Below are 18,132 nucleotides of genomic sequence, written 5' to 3'. Positions count from 1 at the left end.
CGGCATCCGTGGGAGAGAGAAATTCGATGCAGTCGGTGTATCCCGTCACGCGCGCGCAGCGGACCATCTATTTCGGTCATCAGCTCGACGCCACCGGGCACCTCTACAACACCGGCATGTACACCGAGACCATCGGTGACGACATCGACATCGACCGGATGATCACGGCGATCCACTCGGTCCTCGACGCCGCCGAGACCCTGCACGTCAACTTCGACGTCGACGCCGACGGCAATGTCGTCCAGATCCCGCGCGCGACCCGCGAGTGGGACCTGCCGGTCATCGATTTCCGCGGCGAGAACGACCCGGCGGCGGCGTCCGACCGCTGGATGCGCGCCACGATGAACGAACCGCAGGATCTAGCCCGCGACCTGCTGTTCCGATTCGCCATCCACCGCCTCTCCGACAACACGATGCGGCTGTACCAGCAGTACCACCACATCGTGAACGACGGCTACGGCATCGGTCTCGCGACCACCGCGATGACCAGGGCGTACGTCGAGGGCAAGGGTCCCGACCGCGCCGCGGAGTGGACCCTGGAACGGTACGTGCGCGTCGACGAGGAGTACGTCGCGAGCGAACAACGCGAACTCGACCGCCGCTACTGGCTCGACGAACTCGCCGACCTCCCGCAGGTGACGCGCCTGCTCGGCTCTGGTCGCCTGTCGAGCCCCGGAGAACTCGTCGCCTGGTCGCACATCGACGCCGACGGACGCGGCCGGCTCGAGCGGTACGCCAAGGCCCACGGCACCCGGCCCGCCACCGTGCTCATCGCCCTCCTCGGCGCCTATCTGGCCCGGGCCACCCGCCGCCGTGACGTGGTGATCAGCCTGCCCACGACCGCGCGCGGCACCCGCGAACTGCGCACCGTGCCCGCGATGGTCGCCAGCGTCCTGCCCCTGCGCTTCGACGTTCCCGACGACGCGCGCCTGGCCGACGTCGCCGAGGTGATCGACGGCAAACTGCTCGGCCTGCTCAAACACGGCCGGTACCGCGGTGAGGATCTCGGTCGCGAACTCGCCGAGATCGACCCGGACTGGCGGCCCCCGACCGTCGGCGTGAACATCATGCCCGCAGCTGCCTCGCGGTACTCGGTCGGGCGGGAATCGCAGGCGCACATGCTGTCCTCCGGGCCGGTCGGCGAACTGGAATTCATCCTCGTGCTCGAGAAGGCCGGGCACCCGATCGAGATCGGACTGCGCGGTCATGCCGACGACGCACCGCTCGCGCAGCGCTGCGCCGCCGATCTCGACGACTTCCTCGCCGCGATCCTCGACGACCTCGACGCGCCGCTCGGCACCTTCGACGTCGCCTCGGCGCCGGCCCTCGGCGACAGCTCCGAGGCCGACCACGAGGACACCGCCGCCGGACCGCTCGCGCTGCTGCCGGCCACCGCGCGACGCCGCGACGCCGGACTCTCCGTGGACGCCGACCTGCGCGAATACCGCGTCCCGGCTCCGGAGGATCTCACCGACGACGCCGTGCTCGCCGCGGTCGCCGCCGTGGTCGAGCACCACCCGGCGCTGCGGACGACCCTCACCGCACCGGCCCCGGTGCTGTGGCTGCTGTCGGTGAACGACACCGCCGCCGTCGACGTCCGGACCCTCGTCGCGGACGCCGCCCTGCCGGTGGGAACCGCGACCGCCGACCTGCCCCTGCGCCCCGACGCCACCGCCGGCCGGGTCCTGACCGCGGTGCGGCTCACCGCTGCGGACGAGAGCGCCGGGGAAGTGGTCTTCCTCGCCCCCGCCGGGCTCGTCGACGAGACGTCCTGGTCGATCGTCACCGCCGACCTGCACCGTGCCCTGCGCGCCGCCCGGCGCGGCACGCAGATCGTGCTGCCGCCCGTGCCCACCTCGCCCGCGACCCACGCCCGCGTCTTCACCGAGCAGGCCGCCTCCCCGCAGCGACTCGCCGAGCTTCCCGACTGGATGACCACCGTCGCGCCCGGTGCCGAGTTCGCCGCAGCGGTGGCCACCGGCCGCACACGGACGCCTGTGACCCTCACCCTGACCGACGACGAATTCTCCATGGCGACCACCGCAGTGGCCGGTCTCGTCTCGGGCGTCTCGACCGATGTGTGGACCGCGGTGACCGCAGCCGCGGTCGCGAACACCCGCGAGAGCGGCGACGGTGAACTGCTCGTCGACATCGTCCGCGACGGCCGCATCGCACTGGCCCCCGACTCCGACCTCACCCGCACCGTCGGCGCGCTCGACTGGACGACGCCGGTGCGGCTGGCGCTCGCCACCGATCCGCTCGACGCCCTGCGCACCGCGAAGGAACGCCTGCGCGCAGCCCCCGACCGGGGCATCGGCTGGCCGATGCTGCGTTACGCCAACGTCCAGGCCGGACCGGCCCTCGCGCCGCTCGGACAGCCGCAGGTGCTCGTGCGGAGCGGCGGAGACCGCATCGGCAACTACCTGCTCGATATCCACGTCGAACGGGGAACCGGCGGCGCCACGGTGCATCTGACCGCCGACGAGGCGCTCGACCCCGATCTCGTGGCCCGGCTCGCCGAGGCATGGCGCGCGGCATTCGACGATCTCCTCGGCCGCGCCGACGCAGCTTTGGGGCGGACCTGTCTCACTCCGTCCGATCTCGGGCACGTCACGCTCACGCAGACCGAGATCGACCGCGTCGCACGGATCGCGCCCGTGCGGATCGAGGACATCTGGCCGCTGTCGCCGCTGCAGCGCGGCCTGTACTTCCAGTCGGTCTTCGACTCGTCGAAGGACATCTACACCGCCCAGTTCTCGCTCGACTTCGGCCACCGCCTCGACGTCGAGCGCCTGCGCCGCGCCGCCGCACGTCTGCTCGCCGAGAACCCCACCGTGCGTGCCGGTTTCACCGACGACGGTCTGGCCGATCCGGTGCAGTTCATCGGCGCGGCGGATCTCGAGGTGCCGTTCACCGAGGTCGACCTCACCGACCTCGACCCCGCCGAGCAGCAGGCCCGCGCCGAGAAACTCATCGAGGAGGATCGGCTGCAGCCGTTCGACCTCGCGTCCCCGCCGCTGTGGCGCATGCTGCTGCTGCACCTCGACGGCATCGACCGTCTCGTCGTCAACCGCGAATTCATCCTGTGGGACGGCTGGTCCGGTGCGCTGTTCGTCGACGAACTGCTCGCCCGCTACGCCGGTGACGAAATCGCGGCGCCCGAAGCGGGTTTCACCGACTACCTGCAGTGGCTCGCCGCCCGCGACCGCGCCGCCGCCGAGCAGGCCTGGCGCGACGAGTTCGCCGGTTTCGACAAGCCCACGCTGCTCGCCGGATCCACCCGCGACCGCGCCGCCATCGTGCCGCTGCGCATCGAGTCGTACATCGACGAGACGCTCACCGCGACACTGCGCGATCGGGCCCGCAGCACGGGCGTCACCCTCAACGCGTTGATGAACGCCGTCGTCGGCCTGCTGCTCGCCGCCGAATCCGGCAGCACCGACGTCGTGTTCGGCTCCACCGTCGCCGGGCGGCCCACCGAGATCGTCGGACTCGACCGCGTGGTCGGCATGTTCCTCAACACCGTCCCGGTGCGGGTGCGCCTGTCCGGCGCCGAGACCGTCGCGGACCTGCTGCGCCGCATGCAGGACGAGTACGCCGACCGCATGGAGTTCGAGTATCTCGGACTCGGCGACATCCTCCGCGCCGTCGGTCATTCCGAACTGTTCGACACCCTGTTCGTACTGCAGAACTTCAAGGACGCCGACGAGATGGCCCGGCAGTCCGCGCGGCACGACATCCTCGCCGAGGACAGCCTCGACCACACGCACTATCCCCTCGCGATCGTCGTGTCGCCGGGGCGGACCATGCACGTCAAGATCGACTACCGGCCCGACGTCGTCGACGGTGCGCGTGCCCGGGCCCTGCACGACCGCTTCGTGGCGCTGCTCGACTTCGTCGCCCGCGGAGTCGATCTGCCGGTCGCGTCCGTGCCCGCACTGACGGCCGCCGAACACACCGTCACCGACGCCCGGCTGCGCGCCGAGATCCCCGAGGTCGAGGACGTCACCGTCGCCGAGATGCTCATCGCCCGCGCCGCGACCGACGCCGACCGCATCGCCCTCGTCTCCGGTGAACGGAGCAGCACCTACGGCGAACTCGCCGGCCGCGTCGAAGCGCTCGCCCGCACCCTCATCGCCGGGGGAGCGGGACCCGAGACCATCGTGTGCCTCGGTCTGCCCCGCAGCATCGACACCGTCGTCGCGCTCTTCGCGATCCTGCGCACCGGTGCCGCCTACCTGCCGCTCGAACTCGACCAGCCCGACGAGCGTCTGCGCACCGTCATCGACGACGCGCTGCCGGCGCTGTTCCTCACCACGACCGCGGTGCAGAACCGTCTCGGCCTGCCCGCCGACCGCAGCATCCGCCTGGACGGGCCCCTCGCCGCGAGTACCGCGCCGTTGACCGGCGCCGAACTCGGTGCCTTCGCCCCGGGTCGCCCGGGCCGGCTCGAGCACCCCGCCTACGTCATCTACACCTCGGGGTCCACCGGCAAGCCGAAGGGCGTGGTCACCCCCTATCGGGGCCTGACCAACATGCAGCGCAACCACCAGGACGAGATCTTCGATCCGGTGGTCTCGTCGGTGGACGGACGCCGGATGCGGGTCGCGCACACCGTGTCGTTCGCTTTCGACATGTCGTGGGAGGAACTGCTCTGGCTCGTCGAGGGCCACGAGGTGCACGTCTGCGACGAGGACCTGCGTCGCGACGCCACCGCGCTCGTCGAGTACTGCAACACCCACGCCATCGACGTCGTCAACGTCACCCCTACCTACGCGACGCAGCTGATCGCGGACGGCATGCTCGACGAGGGTCCGGGACAGCACCGCCCGCCGCTCGTTCTGCTCGGCGGTGAGGCCGTGTCGGATTCGGTGTGGACGCGCCTGCGCGAGACCGATGGCACCCTCGGGTACAACCTGTACGGCCCCACCGAGTACACCATCAACACCCTCGGTGGCGGCACCGACGACAGCGCGACCCCCACGGTCGGCGTCCCCATCCGCGCGACCCGCGCCTACATCCTCGATCCGTGGCTGCGACCCGTCGTCGACGGTGTCGTCGGCGAATTGTACATCGCGGGTGTGGGTCTCGCGCGCGGCTATCTGAACCGTTTCGGGCTCACCTCCGACCGCTTCGTCGCCGATCCGTGGTCGGCCGGTGGCCGCATGTACCGCACCGGCGACCTCATGCGCCGCCGCACCGACGGCAACCTCGACTATCTCGGCCGCGTCGACGACCAGGTCAAGATCCGCGGTTACCGCGTCGAACTGCACGAGATCGCGGCTGTGCTCGAGGTGCACCCCGAGGTCGGTACCGCGGCGGTGATCGCCGTCGACGACCCGCTCGTGCCCGGCACGAAACGACTTGCTGCCTACGCCGTTCCGGTCGGAGACGGCGATCCGTCCGACCTGTCGTCGCGGCTCGTCGCCCACCTGCGCGCCCAGTTGCCCGACTACATGGTCCCGGCCGGGGTACAGCTCATCGATTCCGTGCCGATGACCGTCAACGGCAAGCTCGACACCCGCGCCCTGCCCGAACCGCAGGCCGCCACGGGCCTCGGTGGACGCGCCCCGCGCACCGAGACCGAGAAGGTCCTGTGCGAGGTCTTCGCCGACGTCCTCGGGGTCGACGAGGTCGGCGCCGACGACGACTTCTTCGAACTCGGCGGGCACTCGATGATCGCCATGCGGATCGTCGGCCGCATCCGCTCCGAACTCGGTGTGGACGTCACCATCCGCGACCTGTTCGAGGCTCGCAGCGTCGAGGAACTCGCCCGCCGCATCCCCGGCGCCGCAGCGGCGCTCCCGCCGATCACCGCGCGGACCCGCCCCGACCGGGTGCCGCTGTCGGCCGCCCAGGAACGCCTGTGGCTGCTCCAGCAGTTGCAGGACGACAGCCTCGCCTACCACTACGCGCACGTCGCCCGCCTCGACGGCGCGGTGGACGCCGATGCCCTCGTCGCGGCGGTCGCCGACGTCGTGGAACGTCATGAGAGCCTGCGCACCGTCGTCGATTCCGAGGACGGCACGCCCTACCAGCGGATCCTGGCTACGCCCGAGGCCGTGCGCTTCGAACTGCACGAGACAGAGTCCGAGGATGCCGTCCGGGCGCTGCTCACCGAGCGGCTCACCGCGTCGTTCGATCTGCACACCGACCCGCCGCTGCGCGTGGTGCTGGTGCGCGTCGCGCCCGACCGGCACGTCCTCGCAGTGGTGCTGCACCACATCGCGACCGACGAATGGTCGGATGCGCCGCTGCTCGGCGACCTCACCCGCGCCTACCAAGCCCGGTCGGCCGGCGCGACACCCGAATGGTCTCCGCTGCCCGTCCAGTACGCCGACTACACGCTGTGGCAGCGCGAACTGATCGAGGCCGGCCGGATCGACACCCAGATCGACTACTGGACCGACACTCTCGCGCAATTGCCCGACGAGATCGTCCTGCCCACCGACCGGCCCCGCCCCGCGCGGCCGACCGGAGCGGCGGGCAACACCACCGCGACGGTCCCCGCCGACATCGCCGCCCGCCTGCGCGCGGTCGCGGATGCCCGCGGCGGCACGATGTTCATGGCGCTGCACGCGGCCGTCGCGGCACTGCTCTCCCGGCTCGGCGCGGGCGACGACATCGTCGTCGGCACCCCCGTCTCGGGCCGTTCCGACACCGCACTCGACGAACTCGTCGGTTTCTTCGTCAACACGCTGGTGCTGCGCACCGATCTGTCCGGCGAGCCCACCTTCGCCGAACTCCTCGACCGGGTGCGCGAGACCGATCTCGCGGCGATGGCGCACCAGGAGGTGCCCTTCCAGCAGCTCGTCGAGCGACTCGCACCGCCGCGCGTCGAGGGACGGAACCCGCTGTTCCAGGTGATGATGAGCTACCTGCAGCGCCCCGCGCAGCTGCCCGACCTGCTCGGTGTGCCCACCCGCTGGGAACCGCTGAGCAACGTCCGCGCCAAGTTCGACCTCAACCTCACCTTCGTCGACGCCCCGGACACCGGCGAGGTCGCCGTATCGGTCGAGTACGCGACCGACCTGTTCGACGCCACCATGGCCGACACGCTTCTCGCCGCGCTGCTCACTCTGCTCGATCAGGTCGCGAGCGCACCCGCGGCCCGGATCGGCGACGTCGCGATCCTCGACGTCGACGAGGCCGCGGGACAACTCGCCGTCGGCACCGGCGAGCGCGTCGACTTCGCTCTCGCCCCGCTGAGCGAGGTGCTCGCCCGCAGCGCCGCCGAGCACGCCGAACGGCCGGCTCTCGTCGCGGCCGACCACACCCTCACCCATGCCGCCCTCGACGCCGCCTCGAACCGCCTCGCCCGCGAACTCGTCGCGCTCGGCGCCGGTCCGGGTGCGATCGTCGCGGTCGCGGTGCCCCGCTCCGTGGGGCAGGTCGTCGCGATCCACGCCGTCGTGAAGTCCGGTGCGGCCTACCAGCCGATCGACACCACGCTGCCCGAAACGCGCATCGAGTACCTGCTCGGCGATGCGCATCCGCGAGTCGTGCTGACGCACAGCGACATCGAACTGCCCGGCGAGCATCCGCGACTCGACCTCGACGACACCGAGGTGCGTGCCCGCATCGACGCCCGCAGCCCGGAGTCGGTCACCGACACCGACCGGATCGCGCCGCTCACCCTCGACCACCCGCTCTACGTCATCTACACCTCGGGGTCGACGGGTCTGCCCAAGGGCGTCGCCGTGTCGCACCGCGCCGTGGCGAACCGGCTCGAATGGGTGCGCCGCGAACTGCCCGCCTCGCCCGACGACCGAGTGCTGCTGCGCACACCCGCGACCTTCGACGTGTCGGTGTGGGAGTTGTTCGCGCCGTTCGTCGACGGTGCGAGCGTCGTCGTCGGCGGACCCGACGCGCACCGCGATCCCGTCGAATCGGCGACCCTGCTGCGCGACGGGAACATCACCGTCGCCCACTTCGTGCCGTCGATGCTCGAGGAGACCCTCGCCGTGCCCGCCACCGCGGACGCCGCGAGCCTGCGCCGCATCGTGTGCAGCGGTGAAGCACTGTCGCCGCGCACCGTCGCACGCGCGGCGACGGTGCTCCCGCAGGTGAAGGTCCACAACCTGTACGGCCCGACCGAAGCCGCGGTGGAGGTGACCCTCGACGCCGACCCGGGTGCCCGGATCGGTTCGCCTACCCGCGGTTCCGTCATCGGGCGGCCGGGCGCGAACGTGTGCCTGTACGTGCTCGACCGGTATCTGCGCCCCGTGCCGGCCGGCGCCCCCGGTGAGCTGTACATCGGGGGAGTGCAGGTTGCGCAGGGCTACCTGCGGCGCCCGGCGCTCACCGCCCAGCGGTTCGTCGCCGACCCCTACGGCGATCCCGGCGACCGGCTCTACCGCACCGGCGACCTCGCACGCTGGGACGCCCACGGCGACCTCGAGTATCTCGGCCGCGGCGACGACCAGATCAAGCTGCGCGGTCTGCGCATCGAACTCGGCGAACTCGAGGCGGCTCTCGATGCCGTCGACGGTGTCGCCCGTGCTGTGGCCGCGATCAAACCCCGTCCCGCAGGCGATTCGGTGCTCGTCGGATATATCGTTCCCGCAGCGGAAGTCGCGGTGGATCCGGTGGCGGTCCGTGACGCACTCGTCGGACGTGTGCCCGACTATCTGCTGCCCGCACGGGTTCTCGTGATCGACGCGGTCCCGACGACCTTCAACGGCAAACTCGATCGCGGTGCCCTTCCGGCACCGGAGTTCGACACCGGATCCGGACGGCAGCCGCGTACCGAACTCGAGGCGACGATCGCGACACTGTTCGCCGATGCGCTGGGACTCGACGAGGTCGGTATCGACGTCGACTTCTTCGCGCTCGGTGGGCATTCCCTCGCTGCGATCCGGCTCGTGAACGCGATCCGTTCGGAGCTCGGCGCGGATCTGGCCCTGCGCACGGTCTTCGACGCCCCGACTGTGGAGTCGCTCGCGCAGCGGTGCGCGGCCGCCGGGCAGGCGTCGCCGCGACCCGCGCTGGTGGCGGCCGACCCGCGACCTGCGATGGTGCCGCTGTCGTACGCGCAGCAACGCCTCTGGATTCTCGACCAGCTCGGGGCCCGCGGCGGCGTGTACAACGTGCCTGTCACGTGGCGGGTGCACGGGCGCGTCGACGTCTCGGCACTCGAAGCGGCCGTGCGCGACGTCGTCCTGCGGCACGAGGCGCTGCGCACGGTCTTCCCGAGCGCGGACGGACAGGCCTACCAGCAGGTGCTCGCGCCCGACGAGGTCCGCGTGGTCGTCGACCACCGCTCGGTCGCCGCGGCCGATGTCCACGATGCGCTGGCCGAGGCGATCGATCACCGCTTCGATCTGTCGGCCGAGCTGCCGGTGCGGCTGTCGGTCCTCGACGCCGGGGACGGCACCGTGGTGGCGCTGGTGATTCACCACATCGCCGTCGACGAGTGGTCGACCAAGGCGCTGCTCACCGATCTGGCGACCGCCTACGCGCTGCGGCAGGTGGGGCGGGCACCGGAGTGGACGCAGCCCGCCGTGCAGTACGCCGACTTCACGCTGTGGCAGCGCGATCTGCTCGGCGACCCGGCGGATGCGGAGTCGCTCGCGGCGCGTCAGCGCGCCTACTGGCGCGACGCCCTCGCCGGCCTGCCCGAGGAAATGCCGCTGCCGACCGACCGGACCCGTCCGGCCCGCACCTCCTATCGCGGTGGCGCGGTGCCATTCGCGCTCGACGCGGAGGTCGTGCGCGCACTGCGGGAACTCGCACGCGCACACGACGTCTCGATGTTCATGGTCGTGCAGGCCGCCGTCGCGGTGCTGCTCGCCGCCTACGGCGGCGGCGAGGACATCCCCCTCGGCATCCCGGTCTCCGGACGCGGCGACGCGCAACTCGAGGATCTCGTCGGTTTCTTCCTCAACACCCTCGTGCTGCGCACCGACCTGTCCGGCGACCCCACCGTCGCCGAACTGCTCGACCGGATCCGCCGCACCGACCTCCAGGCGTTCGACCACCAGGACCTGCCCTTCGAGCAGGTCGTCGACGCGGTGCTCGGCTCCGACCGATCCGTCTCGCGCGCCCTGCATCCGCTGTTCCAGGTGATGATCGTCTATCTCGTCGAACCCGATCCGCGCAGTGCGGGTGGGCTCACGGCGGGTGTCACCCCCGAACCGCACCCGATGGAGACCTCGAAGTTCGACCTGTCGTTCGACCTCGTCGAGTATGTGGGCACCGACACCCTCGTCGGCGTCGTCGAGTACAGCTCCGACCTGTACGACCGCGGCACCGTCGAACGTCTCGTCGCCGGACTCGACCGGGTGCTGCGCACGCTGGCCGGGGGAGAGGCGCACCGGCGCCTGTCCGCCATCGACGTCCTGCCGGCCGACGAACGCGCCCGGCTCGAACAGTGGCGGGCCACACCGGCACCGGTCGCCGAAGCCGTCACCGTCGCGGACCTGTTCGACGACGCGGTCGCCCGTCACCCGCACGAGACCGCGCTCGTGGCAGGCGATCTCGAATGGAGTTTCGCCGACCTCGCGTCCCTGGTCCGCCGGTGGGCGCGACTGCTCGTCGACCACGGTGTCGCTCCCGAGACCCGCGTGGCGCTCGTGCTGCCCCGCACGGCCGACACGATCGCGGCGATGCTCGCGGTGCTCGTCTCCGGCGGTGCCTACGTCGCGCTCGAACCGCGCACTCCCACCGAGCGTCTCGCGACGATCCTCGGCACCGCGGAGCCGGCCGTCGTGCTCACCACCCGAGAACTCGCGTCGTCGCTGCCCGCGGTGGACGCGCCGGTGCTCGCGCTCGACGACGAGACGCTCGCGGCGCGGGTCGCCGGCTACGACGACGCCCCGCTGACCGACGCCGACCGGCTCGCACCGCTGCGCGCCGACCACCCGGCCTACGTCGTGTACACCTCCGGCTCCACCGGCACACCCAAGGCGGTCCTCGCCCTGCACCGCGGCCTGACCGCGCTGTTCCACAGCCACCGCGCCGACCTCTACGCGCCGACGCAGGCACGGACCGGACGCGACCGGCTCCGGGTCGGCCACGCGTGGTCGTTCGCCTTCGACGCGTCCTGGCAACCGCAGCTGTGGCTCTTCGACGGGCACGCGGTGCACGTCGTCGACGAGAAGGTCCAGCGCGATCCGGCCGAGATGGTCCGCGTCGCCCACGAATCCCGCTGGGACTTCGTCGAGGTCACCCCGTCGCACCTCGCGCAGCTGCTCGATCACGGACTCGCGGACGACGGACGGTGCCCGGCCTCGCTCGGCTTCGGCGGCGAGGCGGTCTCCCAACCGATGTGGGACCGGTTGCGCGGGCTGGACGGCGTGAGCGCCTACAACCTCTACGGGCCGAGCGAGAGCACCGTCGACGCGCTCGTCGCACGGGCTTCGGACGCCGAGGCGCCCGTTGCGGGCCGACCGGTCGCCGGCACCCGGGCCTACATCGTCGACCGGTGGATGCGTCCCGCGCCGATCGGTGTGGAGGGCGAGCTCTACCTCGCCGGTCGTGGACTGGCCCGCGGCTATCTCGCCGACCCGGGTCGCACCGCCGACCGTTTCGTCGCGGACACGATCGACCCGGAATTCCCCGGAGACCGCATGTACCGCACGGGTGACCGGGCCCTGTGGACGCCCGACGGACACATCCGCTACCGCGGACGCGGCGACGACCAGGTCAAGATCCGCGGATACCGGATCGAACCGGCCGAGATCGAGACCGTGCTCTCGTCGCGACCGGACGTCGCGACCGCAGTGGTGCTCGCCCGCACCGATCTCGGTGCGACGGCACGTCTCGTCGCCTACGTCGTCCCGGCCGCCGGGCACACCCTCGACGCCGAGACGCTGCGACGCGCGGTCGCGCCGGTGCTGCCCGACTACATGGTGCCGTCGGCGACGGTCGTGCTCGACGCCCTGCCCACGCTCGCCAACGGCAAGATCGACCGCGCAGCGCTGCCGCGACCGGAACTCGCCCCGCGAACGCACCGGGCACCGTCCACACCGGCCGAAGAGCTGCTGTGCGCCCTCGCCTCCGAGGTCACCGGCGTCGAGCAGGTCGTCGGCGACGATCTGCTCGAACTCGGATGCGACAGCATCTCGGTGATGCGGATCCTCGGCGGACTGCGGGCGGCCGGATACGTGATCGACGCCGAGTCGATCTTCACCGCCGGGTCGATCGGCGAACTCGCCGCGACCCTCCACGAGGACGAGATCCGCGGCGCCGGGAACGGACACCCGGACGACGGACCTACGAAGTGTTCTACAGCAGAGGAGAATCGATGAGGATCCACAAGCGACTGCGCCGGATCGGCGTCGCCCTCGCCGCCACCGCCATGCTGGTCGGTGTCACGGCGTGCGGCTCGGACACCGACAGCGGCAGCTCGTCCGGCAGCGCGACGGCGGCGAACGGCGAGTTCCCGGTCACCGTCTCCGGCAAGTTCGGCGACACGACCGTCGAGTCGGCCCCGACCCGCGCCCTGCCGCTGTCGCCGCAGGACGCCGACATCCTGCTGTCGTTGGGCGTCACCCCGCTCGCGCTCCCCGTCGATGCCCAGAACCTCGCGGCGACCGGCGGCACCGGCGTGTGGCCGTGGGAGGCCGAAGCACTCGGCGCCGACGTCCCGCCGCTGCTGAACATGGACGGCGGTGCCACGGTGATCGCCGAGCAGATCGCCGCGCTGCAGCCCGACATCATCGTCTCCACCGGCTTCTGGGGACTCGAACAGAACACCTACGACCAGCTCGCCGAACAGTTCCCCGTCGTCCACTTCGACTACCGCGCCAACGGTGAGCCGTGGCAGGACTCCACCCGCAAGATCGCCTCGGCTCTCGGCATCCCCGAGAAGGCCGAGGAGGTCATCGAGCAGGCCGAGGTCGATCTCGACGCCGCCAAGGAGCAGTACCCCGCACTCGAGGGCGCGACCTACAACGCGATCATCGGCGACACCGGTGGCCAGCTGTCGGTGCTCGCCGCCGACGACCGCGGCATCGGGCAGTTCCTGAACTCGCTCGGCCTCGAGCTCAGCGAGTACGCGAACACACTGCAGGTCGATGCGGACGGACGCGGTGTGCTGTCCTACGAGGAGATCTCGCAGCTCGACGCCGACCTGCTCGTGGTCGTCTCGCCCACCGGCGATCTCGGATACCTGACCAAGTTCGAGGCGTGGAACCGTCTTCCGGCCGTCGAGCGCGGCGCGGTCGTCTCGCTCGCCCGCAACACCGGCATGCCGAACGCCGTGGGCTTCCCGTCGGCGTTGTCGCTGAAGTGGGCCACCGACGAGATCGCTCCGATGCTCGCCGACGCCGCCGCGAAGTCCGAGTGACGGCCCGGCAATGAGCAACGGCGCCCTCTTCGATCTGCGGCCGCTGCGCGAGAGCGCGGCCTTCCGCCGGATCTTCATCGCTCGCACCATCTCGATCTTCGGTATCGGGATGCTCATGGTCGGCGTACCGATCCAGGTCTACGACCTGACCGGATCGTCGCCGATGGTGGGTCTGGTCTCCGCGCTCGAAGGGGGCGCTGCGATCGGCGGCATGCTGCTCGGCGGCATGCTCGCCGACCGCTACAACCGCACGTTCCTGATCCTGTTCGCCCGCACTGTCTCCGGTCTCACCTTCGTCGGACTGGCCGTCAACGCCGGTCTGTCGTCGCCCTCGGTGCCGGCGATCATCGCCCTGACGGTCGTCAACGGCCTGATCGGGTCGATCAGCATCGCGGCTCTGCTGGCAGTCGTGCCCACGCTCGTCCCCAAGGACCAGCTCGTCGCCGTCGGTGCGCTCAACGTGCTCAGCGCCCGCGCGGGAGCCGTCCTGTCCCCGGCGCTCGGCGGTCTCGTGATCGCGACGTTCTCGGTGGCGTGGAACTACTGGGTGGCCGCGATCGGCACCGCCGTGACCGTCACCCTGCTCTCGGGCCTGCCGGCGCTGAACCCACCGACGGCGGACGCCGGGCACGACGCCGACGCACCCGCGGAGACGGTGACCGGCTTCCTGCGCCGCGAACGCGTCGTCGGCGGGGTGATGATCGCCGGCGTCGTCGCGATGCTCGGCGGCGGTGTGCTCGTGCTCGTGCCGGCCTTTGCCGACGCGCGTTTCGAGGGCAATGCGGTCGCCATCGGCGTCATGTACGCGGCGATCGCGCTCGGCGCCGCCGCGGCCACGGTCACCAGTGGATGGCTCGGCCGTTCGGTGCGGCCCGGCCGCGTGCTGCTCACCGCCCTGGTCCTCGGATTCGTCGTCCAGGCACTGGTCGGCTTCACGTCCGTCCTGGCGCTCACCGTCGTGCTGCTCGTGATCGTCGGTGTGTTCGGGGCCGTGCAGGAGGTGCTGCGCTACTCGCTGATCCAGACGCACACGCCGCACACGCTGCTGGGCCGGGTGAACGGTCTGTGGTCCGCCCAGGAGGTCGCGGGCATGTCGGTCGGTGCGCTCGTCGCGGGTCTGTTCGGCGGCATCTTCGACGCCCCGGACGCGGTCGTCTGGTACAGCGCCGCGATGGCCGTCCTCGCGCTGCTCGTGACCCTGGTACTGCGACGACTGCGCGGCGCGACGGTGGAACCGAGCGCGCATCCGGTCACGGTGGAGTGACCGTACGCCGCGCGATCCAGGGGTTCGCGTTCCTGACGCAGCGGAGCCGACCGTGTTTGCTGGGGTTCAGGGGTACTTATGAGGTGTCGTTAACGTGATCTTCACCGACACGCTTCCTCCGCCATCGAGCGAATCGCCCGTATCGGGGTTAGCGTCGGGGGTGTAGGCGGCGCAGGTGCCGTCTACACGGGAGGTCCCTGATCGTGTGGCTGACACAGTCCGAGCGAGGGGGCCGGCACCGGGTCTCCGTGGTCGTGACGACACCGGGGACCCACCGGCCCACCGAATACGTCCGGGCGGTGCCGTCCGGGCCGAGGAGCCCCACGTGAACGCAACACGCTCCGTCCCCACCCGCTCCGGCCACGCCTCCGGTACCGCCGCTGCGAAAGAATCCGCTGTACGCACCTACGTGCTGGACACTTCAGTGTTGCTCTCCGACCCTTGGGCGGTCACCAGGTTCGCCGAGCACGAAGTCGTCCTTCCGCTGGTCGTGATCGGCGAACTCGAAGGGAAACGGCACCACCACGAACTCGGCTGGTTCGCTCGCGAATCGCTGCGCCTGCTCGACGACCTGCGGCAGCGGCACGGACGCCTCGACCAGCCCATCCCTATCGGGGACGAGGGTGGCACCCTCCACGTGGAGCTCAATCACACCGACCCCATGGTCCTGCCCGCGGGATTCCGCACCGACACCAACGACTCCCGCATCCTCGCGTGCGCCCTGAACCTGGCCACCGAGGGACGCGACGTGGTGCTCGTCAGCAAGGACATCCCGTTGCGCGTCAAGGCCGGTGCCGTCGGCCTCGACGCCGACGAGTACCACGCCCAGGACGTGGTGATCTCGGGATGGACGGGCATGACCGAACTCGAGGTCGACCGGACCCTCATCGACGAGATGTTCACCGAGGGCATCGTCGACATCGACGATGCGCGGGATCTGCCGTGCCACACGGGGATCAGACTTCTCGGTGGCTCCTCCAGCGCGCTCGGCCGGGTCACCGCCGACAAGCGGGTGCAGCTCGTCCGCGGCGACCGGGAGGCGTTCGGACTGCACGGGCGCTCCGCCGAACAGCGCGTCGCCCTCGACCTGCTGCTCGACGAATCCGTCGGCATCGTCTCCCTCGGCGGCAAGGCCGGAACCGGAAAGTCCGCGCTGGCACTGACGGCGGGACTCGAGGCTGTCCTGGAAAGACGAACCCACCGCAAGGTGGTGGTCTTCCGGCCGCTCTACGCGGTGGGTGGGCAGGAACTCGGCTACCTGCCGGGTACCGAGGCAGAGAAGATGAATCCGTGGGGGCAGGCGGTCTTCGACACCCTCGAAGGACTCGCCAGCCCGGCGGTGCTCGAGGAGGTGCTCAGCCGCGGAATGCTGGAAGTGCTGCCGCTCACGCACATTCGCGGCCGGTCGCTGCACGATTCGTTCGTCGTCGTCGACGAGGCACAGTCGCTCGAACGCAACGTGCTGCTCACCGTCCTGTCGCGGCTCGGTGCGGGATCGCGCGTCGTGCTCACCCACGACGTCGCCCAGCGCGACAACCTGCGTGTCGGCCGGCACGACGGTGTCGCGGCGGTCATCGAGAAGCTCAAGGGACATCCGCTGTTCGCGCACGTCACGCTCACCCGCAGTGAACGGTCGCCGATCGCAGCACTCGTGACGGAGATGCTCGAGGAGTTCGCTCCGGGCGCCTGACGCCCGGGCACGGCCGACACGGCGCGTCCGGCAATGCCGGACGCGCCGTCGTCGTCAGGCCTCGTCGGAGGTGTCGGTGCCCTCGGGCAGAGGGCCGAGTTCGGCCTCGAGCACTTCCTGGACCACGCGCATCGCAGCGAGTCCGGCGGGAGCGCCGCAGTACGCCGAGCAGTGGATGACGGATTCGACGATCTCCGTGCGGCCGAGCCCGTTTCGCAGGGCACCGCGGACGTGTCCGCGCAGCTCGTTCTCGGCGCGCAGCGCGATGAGCATGCCAAGGTTGAGCAGGCTGCGGCTGCGCCGGTCCAGGCCGGGACGCGACCACACGGCACCCCAGGCGTGCTCGGTCACGAACTCCTGCATCGCCTCGGAGTCGGTGCCGCGGGAACGTTCGAACGCCCGCTCGACGAAGTCGTCACCCATCACTTCGCGCCGGATCTCCAGACCCGTCGTGAATCCCGGAGTGTGCTCGGCGTCGGACATGTCATCGCTCCCTGCTGATCCGTCGCCGAACGGTTCGGCGACGAACGGATTCTATGCGGGCGCCCTGGGGGGAGCGGTGGGGTGAGGATCGTCAGGAGCGACGCAGGACGGCACGCAGGACGCCCACGACGGTTCCACGAAGGAAGGTGAGGACGTCGAAGTGGTCGTCCCACACGGCGATCCGCCCGTCGCGCAGTTCGAAGGTGCCGCACACCCAGAACTCGATGCTCACCGGCCCCAAGCGCAGGATGTCGGTGCGTTCGGTGAGCACGATGTCGCCCTCGGCTGCGATGTGGTGGACGACGACGCCGAAGCCCACCGAAGGTCGCGCGAGACCGGCGAGGATCTTCCGGACCCGGGAACCGCCGCGGATGGTGGGGAGCCAGGTGTTGTGCCACGCGATGTCGTCGGTGATCAGCGAGGCGGCGCGGTCGATGTCCTCCGCGGCCGTTGCCTCCAGGAAGTCGGTCACCGTGGCGACGGCGTCCTGCGCGGTGGCGGTCTGTGTGCTCATCGTTCTCCTCGGCGTCGGCTGCGTCGCATGGTAACGGCAGGATGCCGGGGGTGGGGCGGATTGGTGCACGGCACGGAATCACCGAAACCGGGTTGTGTCGCCGAGGAGTCGGGCACCCTGAAATCAGGTACCCGTCCTCTCAGTGACAGGAGCGAACCGATGAATCGAATTCCCCGACGCAGAGCAGCGTTGGTGGCGGCCGCAGCGGCGATCGGACTGGTGGTCGCCGGTTGCAGCGACGACCAATCCGCGGAGGACACGGTGGGCAGCGCGACCAGCGCGGTCCAGTCCGCCGCGGAGAGCGTGGCATCCGGGGCGGAGAGCGCCGTCGAATCGATCACGCAGGGCGACGATTCGCCCGAGGCCGACGAGCCCGCGGCGGATCGGTCCAGTGCGGTGCCGGGACCGGACGGCGAGCAGGTCGAACTCAGCGGGCCGATCCTGCAGAAGTACGTCGAGGTCGGCGGTGCGTCCAGCCCGCTCGGCGCCGCGACCGGCCAGCAGGAGGAAGTCGGCGACGGTTACGTCGCGGAGTTCGAGGGCGGCATCATCGCGTGGAGCCCCGACACCGATTCCCACATCGTGTGGGGTGAGATCCGCACGGCCTGGGAGGCCGCGGGTGGTGCCGGTGGCGACCTGGGCTTCCCGATCACCGACGAGGAACAGACCCCCGACGGTGCGCGAAGCAACTTCCAGTTCGGTTACATCACGTGGGCGCCCGGCGCCGGGACCGAGGTGGTCCAGGAATGAGGTGACTCCCGGCTCGCTGAGCCCTCGCTATCCGCTCACGTTTTCGCCATCCGCTACAGCAATTCGGTAGTTGTCAACCTGTCTGAGACAGGTGGTGGATGTTGATCCCTGTAGACCCGGGCAGTTCCGGCGCACGAGGC

7 protein-coding genes are annotated in these 18,132 nt (G+C 70.6%); 5 read left to right on the top strand and 2 right to left on the bottom strand.

The annotated features are described in order from the left end of the window. The first annotated feature begins 26 nt into the window (after window positions 1-26). From ACQR3U_RS20945 to ACQR3U_RS20930, 4 genes are all read left to right on the top strand, one after another. Window positions 27-12,251 carry a non-ribosomal peptide synthetase gene (locus ACQR3U_RS20945; protein WP_230811386.1) on the top strand — a complete coding sequence of 4,075 codons (12,225 nt, stop codon included), beginning with the start codon at window positions 27-29 and terminating at the stop codon, window positions 12,249-12,251. Further along, the gene (locus ACQR3U_RS20940; protein ID WP_006553897.1) at window positions 12,248-13,291 is read left to right on the top strand and encodes an ABC transporter substrate-binding protein; all 1,044 of its coding nucleotides are present in this window, start codon (window positions 12,248-12,250) and stop codon (window positions 13,289-13,291) included. Before ACQR3U_RS20945 ends, ACQR3U_RS20940 begins: the two co-directional genes overlap by 4 nt. A 10-nt stretch (window positions 13,292-13,301) precedes the next feature. After that, a complete protein-coding gene (gene entS, locus ACQR3U_RS20935; protein ID WP_230811387.1) occupies window positions 13,302-14,555 on the top strand; it encodes an enterobactin transporter EntS in 1,254 nt (417 codons plus the stop codon). Between the two features lie 325 nt (window positions 14,556-14,880). Continuing rightward, window positions 14,881-16,245, top strand: a complete 1,365-nt coding sequence (locus tag ACQR3U_RS20930) for a PhoH family protein (protein WP_024103276.1) — start codon at window positions 14,881-14,883, stop codon at window positions 16,243-16,245. A gap of 54 nt (window positions 16,246-16,299) precedes the next feature. Here ACQR3U_RS20930 and ACQR3U_RS20925 read toward each other — a convergent pair whose 3' ends face one another. Together ACQR3U_RS20925 and ACQR3U_RS20920 are read right to left on the bottom strand one after the other, a co-directional pair. Next, window positions 16,300-16,728 carry a carboxymuconolactone decarboxylase family protein gene (locus ACQR3U_RS20925; protein WP_006553900.1) on the bottom strand — a complete coding sequence of 143 codons (429 nt, stop codon included), beginning with the start codon at window positions 16,726-16,728 and terminating at the stop codon, window positions 16,300-16,302. 91 nt (window positions 16,729-16,819) lie between these two features. After that, entirely contained in the window at window positions 16,820-17,242 is a 423-nt protein-coding gene (locus tag ACQR3U_RS20920; protein ID WP_230811388.1) for a limonene-1,2-epoxide hydrolase family protein, read from the bottom strand. A gap of 159 nt (window positions 17,243-17,401) precedes the next feature. Between ACQR3U_RS20920 and ACQR3U_RS20915 the strand changes: the two genes are divergently transcribed. Then, window positions 17,402-17,992, top strand: a complete 591-nt coding sequence (locus ACQR3U_RS20915; RefSeq protein WP_228044931.1) for an LGFP repeat-containing protein — start codon at window positions 17,402-17,404, stop codon at window positions 17,990-17,992. Window positions 17,993-18,132: the final 140 nt, after the last annotated feature.

The organism is Rhodococcus sp. IEGM1339 (assembly GCF_050321925.1).
GTDB classification, from domain to species: Bacteria; Actinomycetota; Actinomycetes; order Mycobacteriales; family Mycobacteriaceae; genus Rhodococcus; species Rhodococcus pyridinivorans.
This window is presented reverse-complemented; position numbering and strand designations above follow the sequence as displayed.